This is a genomic window from Thermopolyspora flexuosa (assembly GCF_006716785.1).
GTDB classification, from domain to species: domain Bacteria; phylum Actinomycetota; class Actinomycetes; order Streptosporangiales; family Streptosporangiaceae; genus Thermopolyspora; species Thermopolyspora flexuosa.
On sequence record NZ_VFPQ01000001.1, the window covers coordinates 1470456 to 1490005 of the forward strand.

The 19550-nt window shown below is 73.3% G+C and carries 14 protein-coding genes and 1 other RNA gene; 8 read left to right on the plus strand and 7 right to left on the minus strand.

Features of this window, described 5'->3' with window-relative positions:
• Positions 1–40: 40 nt before the first annotated feature.
• Positions 41–1084: a hypothetical protein gene (locus FHX40_RS06445; protein ID WP_170198739.1), complete on the minus strand. Its 1044-nt coding sequence runs from the start codon at positions 1082–1084 to the stop codon at positions 41–43.
• A 768-nt stretch (positions 1085–1852) separates the two neighbouring features.
• The gene (locus FHX40_RS06450; protein WP_142258765.1) at positions 1853–2767 is read right to left on the minus strand and encodes a proteasome assembly chaperone family protein; all 915 of its coding nucleotides are present in this window, start codon (positions 2765–2767) and stop codon (positions 1853–1855) included.
• Between the two features lie 588 nt (positions 2768–3355).
• Here FHX40_RS06450 and FHX40_RS06455 point away from each other — a divergent pair.
• Positions 3356–4324, plus strand: a complete 969-nt coding sequence (locus FHX40_RS06455; protein ID WP_142258766.1) for a terpene synthase family protein — start codon at positions 3356–3358, stop codon at positions 4322–4324.
• A gap of 41 nt (positions 4325–4365) precedes the next feature.
• On the opposite strand, the gene FHX40_RS06460 is transcribed toward FHX40_RS06455, so the two are convergent.
• On the minus strand, positions 4366–6474 hold the full coding sequence (locus FHX40_RS06460; RefSeq protein WP_142258767.1) for an ATP-binding protein: 2109 nt from the start codon (positions 6472–6474) through the stop codon (positions 4366–4368).
• A 189-nt stretch (positions 6475–6663) separates the two neighbouring features.
• Here FHX40_RS06460 and FHX40_RS26025 point away from each other — a divergent pair, with 189 nt between their 5' ends.
• Positions 6664–6795, plus strand: coding sequence for a hypothetical protein (locus FHX40_RS26025; RefSeq protein ID WP_268241037.1), 132 nt, complete (start codon positions 6664–6666; stop codon positions 6793–6795).
• A gap of 215 nt (positions 6796–7010) precedes the next feature.
• Here the strand turns inward: FHX40_RS26025 and FHX40_RS06465 are convergent, their stop codons facing one another.
• From FHX40_RS06465 to FHX40_RS06475, 3 genes are all read right to left on the minus strand, one after another.
• The gene (locus tag FHX40_RS06465) at positions 7011–7916 is read right to left on the minus strand and encodes an ABC transporter permease (protein WP_142258768.1); all 906 of its coding nucleotides are present in this window, start codon (positions 7914–7916) and stop codon (positions 7011–7013) included.
• Positions 7917–7945: 29 nt separating this feature from the next.
• Positions 7946–10594 carry an alpha/beta fold hydrolase gene (locus FHX40_RS06470; RefSeq protein WP_142258769.1) on the minus strand — a complete coding sequence of 883 codons (2649 nt, stop codon included), beginning with the start codon at positions 10592–10594 and terminating at the stop codon, positions 7946–7948.
• Positions 10595–10813: 219 nt separating this feature from the next.
• Positions 10814–11827 carry a LacI family DNA-binding transcriptional regulator gene (locus tag FHX40_RS06475; protein ID WP_142258770.1) on the minus strand — a complete coding sequence of 338 codons (1014 nt, stop codon included), beginning with the start codon at positions 11825–11827 and terminating at the stop codon, positions 10814–10816.
• 645 nt (positions 11828–12472) lie between these two features.
• Here FHX40_RS06475 and FHX40_RS06480 point away from each other — a divergent pair.
• The gene (locus FHX40_RS06480; RefSeq protein WP_142258771.1) at positions 12473–13423 is read left to right on the plus strand and encodes a DMT family transporter; all 951 of its coding nucleotides are present in this window, start codon (positions 12473–12475) and stop codon (positions 13421–13423) included.
• Complete coding sequence (locus tag FHX40_RS06485) at positions 13420–14448, plus strand: aldo/keto reductase (RefSeq protein WP_142258772.1); 1029 nt, start codon at positions 13420–13422, stop codon at positions 14446–14448. Before FHX40_RS06480 ends, FHX40_RS06485 begins: the two co-directional genes overlap by 4 nt.
• Here the strand turns inward: FHX40_RS06485 and FHX40_RS06490 are convergent.
• Complete coding sequence (locus tag FHX40_RS06490) at positions 14375–15778, minus strand: sensor histidine kinase (RefSeq protein ID WP_142258773.1); 1404 nt, start codon at positions 15776–15778, stop codon at positions 14375–14377. The genes FHX40_RS06485 and FHX40_RS06490 overlap by 74 nt on opposite strands.
• A gap of 286 nt (positions 15779–16064) precedes the next feature.
• Between FHX40_RS06490 and FHX40_RS06495 the strand changes: the two genes are divergently transcribed.
• From FHX40_RS06495 to rnpB, 4 genes are all read left to right on the plus strand, one after another.
• Positions 16065–16904 carry a Nif3-like dinuclear metal center hexameric protein gene (locus FHX40_RS06495; RefSeq protein ID WP_142258774.1) on the plus strand — a complete coding sequence of 280 codons (840 nt, stop codon included), beginning with the start codon at positions 16065–16067 and terminating at the stop codon, positions 16902–16904.
• A 48-nt stretch (positions 16905–16952) separates the two neighbouring features.
• Complete coding sequence (locus FHX40_RS06500) at positions 16953–17693, plus strand: zinc ribbon domain-containing protein (RefSeq protein WP_142258775.1); 741 nt, start codon at positions 16953–16955, stop codon at positions 17691–17693.
• Positions 17690–19018, plus strand: a complete 1329-nt coding sequence (locus FHX40_RS06505) for a bifunctional RNase H/acid phosphatase (protein WP_142258776.1) — start codon at positions 17690–17692, stop codon at positions 19016–19018. The genes FHX40_RS06500 and FHX40_RS06505 overlap by 4 nt, the downstream gene beginning before the upstream one ends.
• 112 nt (positions 19019–19130) lie before the next feature.
• Positions 19131–19531, plus strand: an RNA gene (gene rnpB, locus FHX40_RS06510) — RNase P RNA component class A.
• Positions 19532–19550 lie beyond the last annotated feature (19 nt).

Sequence of the window (19550 nt, forward strand, 5' to 3'; positions counted from 1 at the left end):
GGGCTCCGGGCCGTTCCGCGCAGGGCGGCCCCGCCGCCTGCTACCGCCGCGGGGAGGGGTCCTCCGGCCCCTCGGGATCCGCGCCGGTGCTCCCGGCGCCGTCGGCCGTGTTCGCTGTCGGGGCGTCCCCGGCGTCCGGGGAAGCGGATGCGGGCTGGGCCGGGGCCCGGGGCGACGGCGGGGGAGCGGGAGGAGGCAGGGGACCGGGGGGCCGGGCCGCGTCCAGCAGGTAGTCCGCGGCCTGCCGGGCCTCCGCGATGCTGTCCCGCAGCCGCTGCTCGACCTGCTCCACCTCGGTGCCGAGCTCCTCGGGGCCGGAACCGACCACCTCGTCGGCGGCGAGCTCGGCGCGGAGCCGCTCGAAGCGGGGGTGGTGCTCGCGCAGCCGCTCCATGTTCCGGTAGACCTCGAAGTGCCGGTCGGCGCGCCGTACCTTCTCGGCGTAGTCCTCGAGGGCCTCGACCTTGGCGGTGAGCGCGGCGAAGCCGGTGCGCAGGGTCTCGTCGTAGGGGCGGAAGGCCTCGGCGAACTCGTCCGGCACGTCGTCGCCCACGATCGCCGTGTAGTCGGCGGCGATCCGGCTGAGCTCGGCGAGGCGCCGGGCGAGCTGCCAGGTCTCCTCCCGCAGCCGGACCGCGTTCAGCGTGCCGTCGAGCATGCCCCGCCTGCCGATCTCGGAGGAGAGCACGGCGTCGGCGGCGTCCTGGGCGCGGCGCAGCAGCGGGCGGGTCCGCTCGTCGAGGTCGGTGGCGAGCACGAAGCCGTCGGGGTGCTCGGCCGCGTACCGCAGGGCCTGGTTCACCTTGAGCTGCGACAGGTTCGGCAGCAGCTCGACGGCGGCGGCGATGCCGAAGAACCCGCCGGAGAAGGTGAGCCCGAAGGCGAGCGCGGACGCGACGTCGCCGGGGTTGAGGCCGTCGCCCACGCCCGCGGTGACGGCGAGGATGAGCAGGCTGACGACGGCGAGCAGGATGGCGGCGGCGCGGGCGAGCTGCGGGATGCGCGCCGGCCAGAACGGGTGCGGACGCCACCCGTCGCGAATTTTCCGCAGCAGATCCGGGTGCTCGCTCAGGAGCCGGGCCATCGGCTCGGGTATGTCGGGGTCGAACGCCGGCCGGGGTGCCTGACTCTCCTCCACCTGATCTGACCTCCCAGGCTCAGGCCGCTGCACCGTTTGCCGTACGTCGCCACGGAGACCGTCTACCTGGTCAACGAACTCGGCCGGTGGATGGTTCTAGCCGGTACGGTTGACTCGCGTGGTTTGAGAATTTTTTCCGCCAATGCGTGGTGAATAACCGGGCTCGACGGAAACCCGCGATGTGACGCTCGTCTCTCCCTCGCGGCTCGCGCGGTTCGCGCCGCCGAGGCGGAGCGGGAAACGGCCGAATGCCGGCCGGCCCCGGGAAAGCCGGGGGAAAGGCGTGGCGCGGTTCCGCCGGAAAGCGGTGGGGCGGAGACCCTCATGGCCCACACAACGGCGACGGGGGAAGAGGTCTTCGACGACGATGCGCCACGATCGTCGTGATTTCGATTCCGGCCGGCTCCGCTGGTCCCGCCGGGCGTCGTCACGTGGACGCCCGGCGACCTCATCGGGTGAGCCAGGCGCGGGTGATGCCCGTGGCGTCACCCGCGACGACCGTCGCCGGGCGGATCGTCCGGCGGCGGGCGAGCGGTGCGCAGGCCCGCCCGGCTCCACGCCCGTGCCGCCCGCCGCCCGAACGCCGGCGTTCCTCAGGCGGCCCGCACCCGCGCGGGCCGCGTACCCGGCCCGCCCGCGGACGCGGACCGCTCCACTGCTCCGGTACGGCCGGGCGGGGCGGCCACATCCGGCGTGCCCGCCCGCTCGTTCAGGTCAGGAGTCCCGCTCCTCGCGCTCGGCGAGGAAGCGCTCGAACTGGGCGGCGAGCTCCTCGCCGGTCGGCACCCGGATGTTCTCGATCAGGTTGTTCTGCTGGGCGCCGCCGGTGAAGGCGTCGTACTGCTGCTCCAGGCCCTTGATCGCGGTGGCGAGCTCCTCGGAGGCCTGGATCTGCTCCTGGATCTCGGCGGTGGTGCGGGCGGCCGCGGCACGCAGCTCGTCCATCGGGAAGATGAGGCCGGTGCAGAGGCTGATCGCGTCCAGCGCGGTGACCGCGGCCTGCGGGTACTCCGCCTGGGCGAGGTAGTGCGGCACGTGCACGGCGAGGCCGACCGCGTCGCGGCCGTCCGCGCCGAGCCGGTACTCGATGAGGGCGGCCACGCTCCCGGGTACCTGGACCCGGCCGAACGGGCTGACCCCGTACCCGGCCAGGTTCTGCAGCGCCTCCGGCTTGGTGCCGTGCGGGGTGAGGCCGAGCGGGCGGGTGTGCGGCACGGCCATCGGGATGCCGTGCGCGGTCACCAGGCGGGAGACGCCGAACCGGTCGGCCAGCGCCCGCACCGCCCCGACGAACGCCTCCCACTCCCGGTCCGGCTCCGGGCCGGTCATCATCAGGAACGGCCTGCCCTCCAGGTCGTGCACGAGGTGGATCGCGAGCCGCGGCGTGTCGAAGTCGGTCCACCGGTCGGTGTCGAAGATCATGATGGGCCGTCGTGACCGGTAGTCGAGCAGGCGGTCGTGGTCGAACGTCACGATGACCCGGTTGTCCAGCTTGGCGAGCAGGTGGGCCATGGCGAGGCGACCCGTGGCGCCGGCGTCCACAAAACCCTCGAAGTGGTAGAGCAGCACCGGATCGGTCAGCTCGGGGATGTCCTCGTCGAGCCGGTAGAGATCCGTCGGGTCGAACACCTTGTGTCCTTCCTGTCTTCTTCAGCCGAGCCCGCTTGGGTGAACGGGGTCTTGCCGGGAGCTCCGGCGTCGGAGCGTCGGGAGTCCGCCTGTCTCTCCCGGGTGAACCTGTGGCGGCCCTGAGGAATTCCTTAACCCTATCGGTGTCGTGTTGATGGCAGCATGGGAGCGTGGGGTCGGATCCGGGTACGAAAGCGGTCGTGACCAGGCCGTTCGGGCACCGGCCGGGTGCCTCGCGGGGGCGGCGGCCGAGGACGCGGCCCGGCCTGGGCGGCCCGCCGCGGGACGGGTCGGTGCGCGGCGCGCCGAGCCCGCGGGCGACGCCCGGCGCCGACCGGGGCGGCCGGGCGCGAAGGCCGCTCGCCGTACCGCCCTTCGCGCAGGTCACCGGACCCGTCACGGCACCGATCAGGGTACCGGTCGCGGACGTCGGCCACGGCGTCGGACCGGACGCACGTGCCCCGGACACCGGCGCCGCCCGAACCTTAAGAATCAGGACATTATCGGCCCTCGTAAGTGATTTATCGTGATTTATAGCGATTCTACGTCATTCTGGCTTCAAGGCCGCTCGCGGTGCATTATTGGCCGATGACAGCCACTCAGGGGCGCACTGCCGTTTCATTGCAGATTCCGTCCATCCCGTGTCCGTTTCCCAGCGAGATCAACCCGCACGTCGAGGAGACCGAGCGGGAGAGCTTCGCCTGGCTGTGCGCGTCGGGGATGATCCCCGACGAGGAGACGGTCGAGCGGTACCGGAGGGCCCGGTTCGGTGATCTCGCCGCCCGCACCTACCCGCGGGTGGACCGGGAGATGCTCCGGCTCGTCACCGACTGGTGCATGTGGCTCTTCGCCTTCGACGACGGGTTCTGCGAGTCGGTACGGCACGGCCGCCGTCCCGGGAAGCTCGTGCGCGAGCTGCCGGAGCTGCTGCGGGTCCTCGACGACCTCACCCCGCCCGAGCACTTCCGCTCCCCCTACGCCCGCACGCTCCTGGAGGTCAGGAACCGGGTCGCCGCGCACGCCCTTCCCGACCAGCTCGACCGCTGGTGCGCCGCCACCCGCGACTATCTCTACGCCCAGGTGTGGGAGGCCGGCAACCGGGAGGCCGACGTCGTCCCCACCGTCGAGGACTACCTCTTCATGCGCCGCCGTACCGGCGCCATGCCCCCGGTGGTCACGCTGATCGACATCGCGGGCCGCTTCCACCTCACCCCGGAGCACTGGATGCACCCCCAGGTGCGCGAGCTCACCCAGCTCTGCTACGACCTGGTGGTCTGGGACAACGACATCTTCTCCTACGCCAAGGAGCAGCGGCACGACCGGGCCCGGCACAACCTGATCAACGTGCTCGTGGCGCACCGCGGCCGCAGTGAGGAGGAGGCGCTCGAGGAGGTCCTCGCGATGCACCGCCGGGCCGTCGACCGCATGGTGGAGCTCGACGCCGCCGTGCGCGCCTGGGCGCCGCGCGAGGTGATCGAGTTCGTGCAGGGCCTGGAGCACTGGGTGAGCGGCCACATCGCCTACGCGCTCGCCAGCTCCCGCTACACGCAACCCTGACCCGCCCGGCCGGGACTCGGCCGTTTCGCCCTGAAGGCACCCTAGACGCGGGCGTGCCGCCCGGTCGGCCGCGGCGGGATGTCGTGCACCGCGAACGCGATCGCCTCCTCGACGGTCATGCGCGCGCCCGCGTCGAAGGTACGCCGGAACACCTCCTCGCCCAGCGCCTTCTGGCACTCCTTCACGCACCGCTCCCGGTCGTCGACGACGAGCCGCGGCACGCTCCCGTAGCGGCGCCAGTTCGCCTCGGTCGCGCCGAGCAGCATCGCCGCCCGCTCCGCGTCGCCCTGGTCGACCGCGAGCGCGGCGAGCGTCCCCATCGCCATCAGCACGCCGAACACGTCGTGCATGACCCGCTTGATGCGCATCGACTCCTTGGCGTTCGTCACGGCCTCCGCGATCCGGCCGGTCGCCCGCTGGGTGAGCGCGATCGCCCACAGCGCGTGCGACAGCAGCCACTTCTCGCCGCGCTCCTCGCAGAGCTGCCGGCAGTCCTCGAGCAGCTCCTCGGCGTCGGCGTGCGAGCCCTGGTGGTGGAGGACGAGGGCCTGCTCGACGATCGCGGGCAGCAGGCCGGGGTTGAGCTCCCGGCCGCCCTGGTAGAGCTCGATCGCCACGCCCAGGTAGGCCTGGGCCTGGGGCAGGTTGTTCTGCAGCAGCGCGGCCGTGCCGAGCATCTTCGCGGCGAGGATGATCGCGTGGTGGTCGCCGACGAGCAGGGCCTGCCGCTCGCACTCCTCGGCGGCCTCGATCGCGCCGTGGATGTCGCCCTGCGCGCTGCGCACGTACGAGAGCACCCACAGCGCCTTGCACCGCTCCTTGCTCGGCTTCGCCGCGGCGATGGCGCGCTCGAGCAGTGTCCGCCCCTCCCGGGTGAAGCCGCAGGCCGCCCAGAGGAACCACAGCGACGACATCATCCGCAGCCCGGCGGGCACCTCCGCCGGGTCGCTCAGGCAGAAGTCGAGCGCGGAGCGGAAGTTGTCGCGCTCCCGGCGCACCCGCAGGAACCAGTCCAGCTGCTGCGGCCCGGACCAGGCCTCCTCGGCCCGCTCGGCGAGCCAGAGGAAGTGGTCGCGGTGCCGGGCCCGGATCCGGTCGATCTCGCCCAGCTCCCGGAGCCACTCCAGGCCGTACTCGCGCAGCGTGTCGATGAGCCGGTACCGCACGGTGGCGGCGCCGGGCGTGCACAGCAGGATCGACTTCTCCACGAGCCCGGTGAGCAGGTCCACGATCCGCTCCTCGGGCAGCCCGTCCCCGGCGCACACCCGCCGGGCGGCCTCGAGGTCGAAGTCGCCCGCGAAGATCGACGCGCGGGCCCACAGCAGCCGCTCGCCCGGCTCGCACAGCTCGTGACTCCAGCCGATCGCCGCCCGCAGCGTGCGGTGCCGCGGCAGCGCGGTACGGCTCGCCCCGGTGAGCAGGCTGAACCGGTCGGTGAGCAGCGAGAGCATCTGCCGGAGCGAGAGCGTGCGCAGCCGTACCGCGGCGAGCTCGATGGCGAGCGGGATGCCGTCGAGGCGGCGGCACAGGTCACAGACGATCTCGATGTTCGACTCGTCGACGGTGAAGTCGGGCACCACGGCACGGGCCCGCTCGGCGAACAGCCGTACCGACTCGTTGTCGTACGGGCTCTCCTCCGGGTCGTCGCCCGGCAGCGCCATCGGCGGCACCGGCACGGTGTGCTTGCCCGGCACGCCGAGCGACTGGCGGCTGGTCACCAGCACGCGCAGCCCGGAGCACCGGCTCAGCAGCTCCTCCACCAGGCGCGCGCACTCGGCGACCAGGTGCTCGCAGGCGTCGAGCACGAGCAGCAACCGGCGGTCGGCGGCCCACTCGGCGAGCACGTCGAGCTCCGGCCGGTGGGTGTCCCCGAGACCCAGCGCCGAGACCACCGCCTGCGGCACCATGCCCGCGTCCTGCAGCCGGGACAGGTCGACGTACCACACGCCGTCGGGGAAGCAGGAGCGGACCTCGTGCGCGACCCGCAGCGCCGTGCGGGACTTGCCGACGCCGCCGATGCCGGTCACCGTGACCAGCCGCTGCTCGGTGAGGTGCCGGGTGATGGTCGCCAACAGGCGCGTCCGGCCCACGAAGCCGGTCAGCTCCATCGGCAGGTTGCCGTCGTGGCTCCATCCTGTCGGCGAGACCATGGCCGCCCCCGGGGATCGCGTTCGGCGTGTGCGGTGGCACTCCTGCACCGGCATGGTACTCAGGAAGGGCCGAATACGACCCTATGCAGAGCAGGGCCGTGGATTCCGTCTTATCTTCCCGATGTCGGTTTTCTTGTCCTCGGTGTGACCATTCCATCGGGCCGCGGGCCGGTTCGCTATCCTGGTCGCGTGACAGCGCATGTGCCGGACGAGCTGCGTCCGGTGGACCTCAGCGATGACGATCTCGGCTGGGCCGACGACGAGCCCGAGGACGACACCGCGCGTCTGCTGGAGGAACGCCCGCCACACTGGTCCGAGTGAATTACGCGATTGATTGTCGCCGATTCAACGGACCATCCCGTTTTTCGGTTTTGGTGGCCTCTGTGGCATGCCCGGTCATCCCGGCACCGTCCGACAGGGAAAACCGTCCGAGAACCCGTCATCACCCGTAACGGGTCGGCGCCGCCCGTCGCGACGCCGACCCGTTTTTCCATTGCCCGCCGGAAATATTCACGGGGCGCGTTTGTCAGGCGCGCTCACGACACGACGTCCTTGCGCCGGAAGCGCCGGAAGGCGAACGCGATGAGGATCGCCGCGTAGGTGACCGACACCGACGTGCCCTTGATCATGCCGCTGAAGTCCATGTCCAGCGCGAGGGCGTCCATCCAGGCGGTGTTCCAGTACGTGGGCAGGAACTCGCGCACCGAGCCCAGCGTGTCCACCGCCTGGAGGATGTTGCTCACGATCACCAGCCCGACCGCGCCGCCGACCGCGCCGAGCGGCGAGTCGGTGCTCACCGAGAGCAGGAACGCCAGCGCGGCGACGACCAGCTGGCTCACCAGGGCGTACCCGATCACGATGCCGAACCGGGGCAGCACGTCGAGCGCGGGGATCGTCTCGCCGGTGCCCGGCACGATGATGTCGTTCCAGCCGAACGCGAGCGTGCCGGCGATCAGCGCCATGACCGGCAGGCAGATCACCGCGGCCGCGGAGAAGCCGAGCGCGACGATCAGCTTCTGCCGCAGCAGCCGGTCCCGGGGGACCGGGGCGGCGAGCAGGTAGCGCAGCGAGGACCAGCTCGCCTCGCTCGCCACGGTGTCCCCGCAGAACAGCGCCACCGCCACCACGAGCAGGAAGTTCGCCGACACCGACAGGGAGAACGCGGCGAAGTTGAGCCCGCTCTGGGTGGCGAGGTCGGACAGCCGCAGCCCGCCCTGCCGCCCGGCCGGGCCCAGCTCGAACGCGACCACCAGGATCCACGGCAGCAGGAGCAGCAGGCCGAACATCACCGCGGTACGGCGCCGCCGCAGCTGCCGCACGATCTCCACCCGCAGCGGCAGGGTGCGCCCGGCGGCGTAGCCGGGCGCGCCGCCGTGGGCGGTGCCGCCCGGCGTGCCGGTCGCCCTGCCCTTCGGGTCGTCCTTCGGGCCGGTGCTCGTCATGTCCGGTGTTGTGGCCCGGGCCGCGCCGCTCATACCTTCTCCCCGATCAGGTCCAGGAACACGTCCTCAAGCCGTCCCCGCGTGCCGTTCTCCGCGGCGGAGCCGAGCAGCTCGCCGACCGGCCCGGTCGCCACCAGCCGCCCGCGATGCATCACGACCACGTGCGTGCAGGTCTGCTCGACCTCGGCGAGCAGGTGACTGGAGACGATCACGGTACGGCCGTCGGCCGCGTACCGGGTGAGCACCCGGCGCATCTCGGCGATCTGCGGCGGGTCGAGGCCGTTCGTCGGCTCGTCGAGCACGAGCAGGTCCGGCAGGCCGAGCATCGCCTGGGCGATGGCGAGCCGCTGCCGCATGCCCTGCGAGTAGGTGCGCACCGGCCGGTCGACCGCCGCGCCGAGCCCGGCGATCTCCAGCGCCTCCTCCAGGTGGGCGTCCTCGGCCGGGCGGCCGGTCGCCCGCCAGTACAGCTCGAGGTTGGCCCGGCCGGACAGGTGCGGCAGGAAGCCCGGCCCCTCCACGAACGACCCCAGCCGGGACAGCACCGGCGCGCCCGGCGTGACCCGGTGGCCGAAGATGCGGATCTCGCCCGCGTCGGGGTGGATGAGCCCCATCAGCATGCGCAGGGTGGTGGTCTTGCCCGCGCCGTTCGGGCCGAGCAGGCCGAGCACCTGGTTGCGCTCGACCCGGAACGACAGGTCGTTCACCGCGAACTCGCCGTCCCGGTACCGCTTGGTGAGGCCGGTGATCACCAGCGGCACGTCGCGCAGCTCGGGGTCGGCGTCGCGGTCCTCGCGGCGGCGCCGCCGCCCGGCCAGCGTGATCGCCACCGCGGCCGCGACCGCGGCGAGCGGCAGCGCCCACGTCCAGGCGTCCGGGCCGGTGGCGGGCGCGGCGAGCTCCGGCGCGAGCGGCACGGTCACCGCGGGCTCGGCGAGCGCGACCCGGTGCACCGCGGCCTTGGCCGGGTTCGCGTACGCCATGTCCGTGGTGCTGACCACGAGCCGCAGCCGGTGGCCCACGTCGAAGGAGTGGTCGATGGCGGGCAGTGTGACCGCCACGTCGGTCCCCGACCCACTGGCCCGCACCTTGAACGGCGCCACCTGGCCCTCGGGCAGCGTGGCCTGCCCCGGCGCGGTCTCGTCGTACAGCTTGGCGAACAGCGTCACCTCGCCCTCGCCGTACACCCGCAGGCGCACGGTGGGCGCGCCGGTCACGGTGAGCGGCCGGGTGAGCGGCTCGGAGGCGAAGGTCGCGAACTGGCCCGGCATGTCGACCGCGACCCCGAACCCGCCGCCCCCGCCGGCGATGCCCGCCAGGCCGGGCACCGCGGAGATCGCCGCGGGCGAGCCGCCGGGCGGGGACGCCACCGGCTGGGCCGGGCCCGCGAGCGGGACGCGCCGGGTCTGGGTGCCGGCGAGCCCCGGGTAACGGCCGGAGGTGGCGTGCACGAGCACCGGGCGCCGGGTGCCCGGGTCACGGCCGCCGTCCCGGGTCACCGTGAAGGCGGGCGCCGCCGCCTCGGCCGCGTCGGTGCGCTTGAGGTACCGGTCGAACCAGGCGACGATCTGCTCGTCCACCCAGTCGGTCTCGTCGTCCCCGCCGTCGTGGCCGCCGGCGTACCAGGCCACCCGGACCGGCGCGCCGGTCGCGGCGATCGCGCGGGCGTTCGCGTCGGCGTGGGAGAGCGGGAACAGCGAGTCGCGCTGCCCCTGGATGAGCAGCGTGGGCACCCGGATGCGGCCCTCGACCGAGATCGGGCTGGACCGGCGCAGCAGCTCGATCGCCTCGGGCGTGGGCGTGCCGGTCTCCGCGACCTGCCGGTAGATGTCGCAGATCTCCGGCAGGAACCGCCCGCACCGCACCTCCTGCTCGGTCGGCGCGCGCCCCTGCCCGCGGGTCGCGGACGGGGAGGGCCGCCCGGACCCGTCCGGGGCCGTGCCGGCGTCGTCCCGGCCCGCCTCGTTCCCGCCGTCGGGGCCGCCCCCGGCGCCCCCGGCCGCGCCGCCGAGGCCGCCGACCCCGCTGATCGACGGGGTGCCGCCGCCCCGGTTGAAGAACAGGCCCGCCCACATGCGCTTGAACACCCCGTTCTCCGGGCCGCCGCCGGTGGCGTTGGGGAACAGCGCGTCGGCGAGGTCGTGCCAGGTGATCATCGGGACGATGGCGTCCACCCGCGTGTCGTAGGCGGCGGTCATGAGCGCGATCGCGCCGCCGTATGAGGCGCCGGTCATGCCGACCCGCGGGTCGCCGGGCGCGTCGAGCACCACCTCGGGCCGCTTCGCCGCCCAGTCGATGAGCTGCTTGACGTCCTTGACCTCGTAGTCGGGGGAGTTGAGCGCGATCTGCCCGGTGGAGCGGCCGAAGCCGCGGGCCGACCAGGTGAGCACCGCGTACCCCTGCCGGGCGAGCAGCATCGCCTGCTCGCGCACGCTCTGCTTGCTGCCGCCGAACCCGTGGCCGAGCAGCACGAGCGGCCCGCGGCCGCCGCCCGCCGGCGGGAAGAACGTCGCGTCGATCGTGACCCGCTGGTCGTCCGCGGGCCCGTCCACGACGGTGATGGTATGGTCCTCGCCCCGCACCTCCGGGCCGGACGGCCACAGCACCCATCCGACGGTGGCGAGGAGCATCAGCGCGACCAGCACGATCGCCGGTCGGCGTCCGCCGAGCAGCTTCATGCGGCAGAGCCTACTGCCGACTGCTGAGAGATCTATGAGACAAACCGCCGCGCACCCTCCCACGGCGCCCGCCCGCCGCCGCGTACGGCCCGGCCGTCACGCCCGTGACCTCGGGCTTCGCGGCCGGTGCCCCGGGTACGGCGAGCCGGCCGCACCTCGCGGCGATACCGGCCGGTGCGGCGGTCGTGGTGCGTGCCCCGGCCGGACGGCCGCGGAGGCTCACCGCTGCCGGGGCGGGGCGGTGCTCTCCCGGATCATCAGGTCGGTGGCGAGCTCGACCCGGGACGGCTCGGGCTTGCCGCCGCGGCCGATGGTGAGCACCATGCGCGTGGCGAGCGCGGCCATCTCCTGCAGCGGCTGGCGCACCGTGGTGAGCGGCGGCCAGGCCGAGCGGGCGAGCGGCAGGTCGTCGAACCCGACCACGCTCAGGTCGTCGGGGACCCGCAGCCCGCGCTGCCGGGCGGCCTCGAACACCCCGAACGCCTGCAGGTCGCTTCCCGCGAAGATGGCGGTCGGCGGGTCGTCGAGGTCGAGCAGCGCGTGCCCGTGGTCGTGCCCGGAGTTGACGAGGAAGTCGCCGTACCGGATGAGCTCGGGGTCGATCGGGATGCCCGCGGTCTCCAAAGCGGCCTTGTAGCCGTCGATCCGGGCCCGGCTGCACAGCATGTCGGCGGGGCCGCCGATCATGCCGATGCGGCGGTGGCCGAGCTCGATCAGGTGGCGGGTGGCGGCGAGGCCGCCGTTCCAGTTGGTGGCGCCGACCGACGGCACGCCCGGCGCGGGCTCGCCCTCCGGGTCCACCGTGACGAACGGGATGGACCGGGCGGTGAGCTGCCCGCTCTGCCGCGCCGACAGCCGGGAGCCGATGATGATCACCCCGTCGGTACGGCGGGCCGCGATGCGGTCCACCCAGTCGCGGCCGGGACCGGCGTGGGTGTGCAGCACCGAGATGACCACGCTGGCGTCGGCCTCGTGGGCGGCCTGTTCGGCGCCGCGGATCAGCTCCATCGCCCACGGGCTCTCGATCTCGGCGAAGACCAGGTCGATGAGTCCGACCGGCCCGTCCCCCTGCCCGGTGCGCCGCTGGTAGCCGTGCTTGTGCAACAGACGCTCGACGCGCTGCCGGGTCTCGGGGGCAACCTCGGGCCTCCCGTTGATGACCTTGGAGACCGTGGGGATCGAAACCCCGGCCTCCTCGGCGATCAGCGCGATGGTCACTCGCCTTTTCTGCATGTCGAGAAGTGTATCCGAAAGTTTTCGGGCACCGCCCGCCGGGTGACGCCGTGCCGTACCGTTCCGTGCCGATCTCCCCGTGACCGCAGGGTCATCGACGTCACGGGAGCAATACCGGCAACCCTATTGACGAGCGGCCCGGGTTTTGCGTAGCCTCCGGAGCACGAAACATTCGGGAAGTTGGCGAAAGTTTCGATCGGTGCCCCCGCAGAGGGGGCGCGGGGCGCGCCGATGACCCAGACGTCCGGCCGGACGGGGCCGGACAACCGGGCTTGTGTGGTCCCGTTTTGGAGCGCGCGGGATCACACAAGCCCTTTCCATTTGTCGCCGCCGTCGCCTCGTTCGTTCGCCCGTGTCCCGGCGGCCCGGGTGCGCCCCGGCGCCGGACGCCGCGCCGCGGGCGGGATGCCGCCCTCGCCGTCATGCTCCGCCGTCACCTCGGCCGCGTGGTTCCCTCGTCTCCCTGGGAACGCGCCCGGGCGATCGGATCGCCGGCACACCGTACCGGACATACCGCCCCCCGGTTTCGCCGGGGTGACCGATGCCAACCCGGCTGGGTCACTCTTCATCCCGGGTGGTACAGGACCACACTGACTCGCGCAATGTCAGCGAGCCATCGCAGACGGTGAATGCGATCCTGCCGCCATGGCAGCGCCTCCCGCTCCGCGCCCGTTCCTCGGGGCCGCTCTCCTCCTCTTCGTCAGCGCCGCATGGGGGTCGGCGTTCCCGCTGACGAAGGACGTGATCGATCGTATGCCCGTCGCCGACCTGCTCACCGAGCGCTACGCGATCGCGACGCTCGCCCTCGTCGCGGTGCGGCCCCGGTGCCTCGCCGGGCTGCCGCGCCGTACCTGGCTCACCGGGGTGTTCGCCGGCCTGCTGTTCGGCTCCGGCCAGACCGCGCAGTCGGTCGCGCTGCACGAGCTGCCGAGCACGGTCTCCGGCTTCGCGGTCGGCACCTACGTGGTGATCACCCCGCTGCTCGGCATGCTCTTCCTGGGCGCCCGCATCGCCGCCCGGGTGTGGCTCGCCGCCGGGCTCGCCCTCGCCGCGCTCACCGTGTTCACCCTGCTCCGCGACGCGCAGGACACCGAGATCTCGCTGCCCGCGCTCGTGCTCACCCTGCTCGCCGCGGTCCTGTACGCGGTGCATGCCCTCGTGCTCGGCCACCGGCGCCGCCACGCCTACGCGGTCGCGGTCATCCAGCTCGGCACGATCGCGGTGCTCACCGGGGTGGCGGCGCTGCCCGGCGGCCTCGCGCTGCCGGGCAGCACGGCCGACTGGCTGGTGCTGCTGCACCTCGCCCTGGTCGCCTGCGCCCTCGGCTTCCTCGCCCGGTCGTTCGCCCAGCAGCACGTGCGCCCGGTGACCGCCGCGGTCATCCTCGCCGCCCAGCCGCTGTGGGTCACCGCGTTCTCCGTCGTGCTGTACGGCGATCCGCTCACCTGGCGGGTGTTCGTCGGCGGCGCGCTCACCGTCGTGGCCGTGCTGCTCGTGCTGCCGAACAAAGCGGTTGACCTGGAGTGCACTCCAGGTGGCAGAGTCGGGAGCCGGACAACCCACGCGACCGAGAGCAAACGAGAGGAGTCACGGTGAGCGTTGCCAAGCGGACGCTCGGCCGCAGCGGCATCGAGGTCAGCGCGATCGGGTTCGGCGCCTGGGCGATCGGCGGCCCGCTGTGGTCCCCCGACGGCACCGCCCTCGGCTGGGGCGAGGTCGACGACGACGAGTCGCTCGCGGCGTTACGGCGGGCCCTCGAGCTCGGGATCACCTTCATCGACACGGCCGACGTGTACGGCGCGGGCCACAGCGAGCGGATCATCGGCCGGGCGATCGCGGGCCGCCGGGACGAGGTGGTGATCGCCACCAAGTTCGGCAACGTGTTCGACGAGACCACCCGTACCCTCACCCACACCGACGTCTCGCCCGAGTACATCCGGCGGGCCTGCCGGGCCTCCCTCAAGCGGCTCGGCACCGACTACATCGACCTCTACCAGCTGCACGTGGGGGACATGCCGCTGGAGCGGGTCGACGAGACCATCGCCACCCTGGAGGACCTCGTCGCCGAGGGGCTGATCCGCGCCTACGGGTGGAGCACCGACGACCCCGAGCGGATCGCCGCCTTCGTCAAGGGCCCGCACTGCACCGCCGTCCAGAACCAGATGAACCTGTTCGACGACGCGCCGCGGATCCTCGCCGTGTGCGAGGCCTACGACCTGGCGAGCGTGAACCGGGGCCCGCTCGCCATGGGCCTGCTCACCGGCAAGTTCTCGGCCGGGTCCACGCTGCCGCGCGACGACGTGCGCGGCATGAACCTGGAGTGGCTGACCTACTTCAGCGACGGCCGCCCGAACCCGGAGCTCCTCGCCCGGCTCGACGCGGTCCGCGAGATCCTCACCTCCGGCGGCCGCACCCTCGCCCAGGGCGCGCTCGGCTGGCTGCTCGCCCGCAACGGCCGTACCGTGCCGATCCCGGGCATCCGCACGGTCGCCCAGGCCGAGGACAACGCCGGGGCGCTGCGCCACGGGCCGCTCACCGCCGAGCAGTTCACCGAGGTGGAGACGCTGCTTCGTCGTTGGTCTCCGGATACGGCAGACGCAGTACGAACCGAGCCCCGCTGAGGCTGTCCTCGATGGTGAGCGTGCCGCCGTGCGCCTCGGCGATCTGACGGGCGATGGCGAGGCCGAGGCCGGTGCCGCCCGCGTCCCTGCTGCGGGCGGCGTCCAGCCGGGTGAACCGCTGGAACACCACCTCCCGGTGCTCGGGCGGGATGCCCGCGCCGTCGTCGAGCACCTCGAGCACGGCCGCGTCCGGCTCGCGCCGTACCGTCACCATGATCAGCGACCTGGCGTGCCGCTCGGCGTTGTCGAGCAGGTTGGTGAGCACCCGGGTGAGCCGCTGCAGGTCGCCGATGACCACCACGCCGGACTCCAGGCGGGTCTGCACCCGGGGCTCGCGCGGGCGGCGCTCCAGCTCCGCCCGCACCAGCTCGGCGAGGTCGACCAGGTCACGGGAGCCGGCACCGCCCGCGTCGAGGGTGGCGACGAGCAGCAGGTCGGTGACGATCGCCTGCAGCCGGTCCACGCTCGCCAGGATCGCGCGGGCGGTGGCGGGCCAGTCGGTCTCCTCCGGGGCGAGCAGGCCCTCCTCCACCTGGGCGCGGATCGCGGTGAGCGGGCTGCGCAGGTCGTGCGAGGCGTCCGAGGCGAACCGGCGCTGCTGCTCCACGAGCCCTTCCAGCAGGTCGAGCGTGCGGTTGACGGTGAGCGCGAGCTGCCGGAACTCGCCGTGCGACTTCGGGACCGTCACCCGCCGGCCGAGGTCGGTGGTGGTGATCTCGGTGAGCTCCGAGCGGATCACCCGCACCGGGTGCAGCACCCGGTCGATCACCCGGTAGGTGAGCAGCCCGTTGACCGCGACGGTGAGCAGGGTGGCCGCGACGAGCAGCTCGGCGTACGGCGGGGGGAAGTGCCGCTGCCGCGTCCCCGTGTAGACCACCCAGCGCCCGCCCGGCACCTTCCCGTCGCCGAACACCTGCACCTGGGCGGGCGCGTCGACGGCGAGCGCGACCACGTGCAGGCAGTCGCCGAGCGTGATCGGGCGGTCGCACAGGTGCAGGAACTCGGGGGCGTCCGGGCGCGACGGCCGCACGCTCGACATCGGCGGGCGCCCGGCGAGCCCGGAGCTCGCGGTCACCACCCGGCCGCGGGAGTCCACCACCTGCACGTCGACGAGCTCGGACGGCACCGGTCGCGGCGCGTATCCCTGCCGGATCTCCGCGGCCACCTGGCGGGCGATGCCGCGCAGCTCGTCGTGGGTGCGGTCCTCGGCGCGGGCGGCGATGATGACGAGCGCGATGGCGAGCGGGGTCAGCGCGGCCACCGCGAGGGCGGCGGTGTTGAGCACGGTCAGGCGGGTCCGGAGCGACCGGTCCCGCCACCTTTTCACCATCTCGGCATCCCCCCGCACCGATACCGCTCGCGAGCACGGCCCGCGACGGGGGGATGTCATTCAGTAGAGGGTTTTCACGAAAGGGTGGGGCACAAACCCCGCCGGCCCGGTCCGGTGACCGGCCGGGCCGCGGCGCCGGCCCGGGTCAGCGGGCGCCGCGCCGGGCCGGCGGGGCCGGCCGTACCCGGGGGACGGCCAAGATTTGGCGAACCGGTGGAACGGTTGACGGGAAGGCGGCGCGTTGGGCGATAGGCTGTCGCAGGTGGCCGGATCAACCCTTGCCGTCGTGACGGCTGAGCTCGAATCGTTGTACGACCCCGCGTGGGCGGAGTCCTGGGACGCGGTCGGACTCGTGTGCGGGGACCCGGGACAGATCGTGCGGCGCGTGCTGTTCGCGGTCGACCCGGTCTCCGCGGTGGTGGACGAGGCGATCGAGTGGGGCGCGGACCTCATCGTCGCCCACCACCCCCTCTACCTGCGCGGGACCACCAGCGTCGCGGCCAACACCGTCAAGGGCCGCGTGATCCACAGGCTGATCAAGAACGACATCGCCCTCTACACCGCGCACACCAACGCCGACGTCGCCGACCCCGGTGTGTCGGACGCGCTCGCCTGGGCGGTGGGCCTCGTCGGCCCGCTGCGCCCGCTGCAGCCGCGGCCGGACGACACCCGGCGCGGCCTCGGCCGCATCGGCGAGCTGCCCGAGCGCATGCCGCTGCGCGAGTTCGCCGACCTCGCCGCGAAGGGCCTGCCCGCCACGGCCGGGCCGCTGCGCGTCGCGGGCGACCCCGACCGCATGGTGCGCACGATCGCGGTGTGCGGCGGCGCGGGCGACTCACTGCTCGACGTGGCGCGGGCCGCCCGGGTGGACGTGTACCTCACCGCCGACCTGCGGCACCACCCCGCCGGCGAGTTCATGGAGGCGGCCGCGCTCAACAACGGCCCCGCGCTCATCGACGCCGCGCACTGGGCCACCGAGTGGCCGTGGCTGGCGGATGCGGCGAACCGACTGGCGTCCAGGCTCGGCATGAAGGGGACTACGGTAGAGACGCGCGTCTCCGATAAGGTCACGGACGCGTGGACGGCCGTCGCATCGAGCCCGGTACGGCTGGACTCGCTGCCGTAGCCGTCACACCGCCCCGCCGTACATGTCGCATATATGGATGGTCCAGTTGTGAAAGCGGCACCGGAAGCACAGAAGCGCCTGCTCGATCTCGCCGAGCTGGACTTGGTCATCCACAGGCTGATGCACCGCCGCCGGACCCTGCCGGAACTGGCCGAGTACGAGGAGACCAGCGCCCGCCTCGCGCGCCTCGCGACCCAGGTGATCGCCGCCGAGACGGAGGCGGGCGACCTCGCCCGGGAACAGGCGAAGGTGGAGAGCGACGTCGAGTCGGTGCGCGCCCGCGCCGCCCGGGACCAGCAGCGACTCGACTCCGGCCAGGTCTCCTCGCCGCGGGACCTGGCGAGCCTGCAGTCCGAGATCGCCTCCCTCAAGCGGCGGCAGAACGACCTCGAAGAGGTCATCCTGGAGATCATGGAGCGGCGGGAGGCGGCCGACGCCCAGGTGCAGAAGCTCACCGCCGAGCGCGACTCCCTCAGCGCCGCCCTCGAGGCGATCGCCGCGCGCCGCGACGCCGCCCTCGCCGAGATCGACCGGGAGCTGGCGGAGACCCGGGACAGGCGCGGCAAGGTCGCCGGGGAGATTCCCCCGGACCTGCTCGGGCTGTACGAGAAGCTGCGCGAGCAGTACGAGGTCGGCGCGGCGATGCTGCAGCACGGCCGGTGCCAGGGCTGCAAGGTCGTGCTGTCCATCGCCGAGCTCAACGCCATCCGGGCCGCCGCCCCCGACGAGGTGGTGCGCTGCGAGGAGTGCCGCCGCATCCTCGTCCGCACGCCGGAGTCCGGCCTGTGACGTCCCGGCCCGCGGCGCCGTACGTCATCGAGGCGGACGGCGGCGCCCGCGGGAACCCGGGCCCGGCCGGTTACGGGGCGGTGGTGAAGGACCCGTCCGGTGCGGTGATCGCCGAGGTGGCCGAGGCGATCGGCACCGCGACGAACAACGTCGCCGAGTACCGGGGCCTCATCGCCGGGCTCACCGCGCTCTCCGCGGCGGTCGGGGAGGAGGCCGGGGTCCCGGTCGAGGTGCGCATGGACTCCAAGCTCGTCATCGAGCAGATGTCGGGCCGCTGGAAGGTCAAGCACGCGAACATCCGCCCGCTCGCCGCGCAGGCCGCCGCGCTCGCCCGGCGGCACCGCGTCACCTGGCGCTGGGTGCCGCGCGAGCGGAACGCGCACGCCGACCGCCTCGCCAACGAGGCGATGGACGCCGCCGCGCGCGGCGAGCCCTGGCGGGCCGGAACCGCTCCGGCGGCGCCGCCGGCTCCGGATCGGGCCGCGGAGCCCGGCGCCGGGCCCGGCGGGGATGCCGCGGGGCCGGAGGGCGCGGCGGAGGCGCGGGCGGACACCGTTCCGGGCGTCGGCCCGGACACCGGTGCCGGCTCGCGGCGCGTTCCGGGTACGGACGCGGAGGCGGCCGGTTCCGGTGCCGAGGCCGCGCGGGCCGCCGGTGCCGCGGCCGACGCGCGGACCACGGGCACCGGGTGGATGCCGCGGCCGACGCGGACGCCGACCACGCTGTTGCTGCTCCGCCACGGCGAGACCCCGCTCTCGGTGGAGAAGCGGTTCTCCGGGGTCGGCGATCCCGTGCTCACGGCCACGGGCCTCGCCCAGGCCGAGGCGGCGGCGGCACGGCTGTCGCGCGAGCCGTACCGGATCGACGTGATCGTCAGCTCGCCGCTCAAGCGGGCCCTGCAGACCGCCGAGGCCGTGGCCGCCGCCACCGGGCTGAAGGTCGTCGTCGACGAGGGCCTGCGGGAGACCGACTTCGGCGCCTGGGAGGGGTACACCTTCGCCGAGATCCAGCGGCGCTGGCCGGACCTGCTCACCGCCTGGCTCGCCGACCCCGCCGTGGCGCCGCCTGGCGGGGAGAGCTTCGAGCAGACCGCGCGCCGGGTGGAGGCCGCGGTCGGGCGCATCACCGCCCGGTACGCGGGCCGCACGGTCCTGGTGGTCTCGCACGTCACCCCGATCAAGACGATCCTGCGCCTCGCCCTGCTCGCCCCGCCCGCCGCGCTCCACCGCATGCACCTCGACCTCGCCTGCCTGTCCGTCGTCGACTACTACGCCGACGGCCCGGCGGTGGTGCGCTCGATCAACGACACCGCCCACCTTCGCTGAGCGGATCGTCGTACCGGGCGGAGGAAGGATTCGCGCGCGCCGGGCGTTCCGCGGTGATGACGGCCCGGCCGGGGGACCGTACACGATCCACTAGGCTGGGTCGTACGGCGGACGAGCCGGCCGGGCGGCCGCGTCGGGGTCCTCCGTACGGAGGCCTCGCCGAGGAAGGTCCGGGCTCCACAGGGCAGGGTGGTCGGTAACACCGACCCGGGGTGACCCGCGGGAAAGTGCCACAGAAAGCAGACCGCCTCCGGCGCACGCCAGGAGGTAAGGGTGAAAGGGTGGTGTAAGAGACCACCAGCGTCCGTGGTGACACGGGCGGCTAGGTAAACCCCACCCGGAGCAAGGTCAAGAAGGGATCCCTCGGGATCCCGCGCGCGGCGCCTGAGGGTGGCCCGCCCGAGCCGCGCGGGTAGACCGCTTGAGGCCGTCGGCAACGACGGTCCTAGATGGATGGCCGCCGGTTCCGCGCCAGCGGAATCACAGAACCCGGCCTACAGGCCGACTCGTCCGCCGTTTCCCTGTCCGAGCC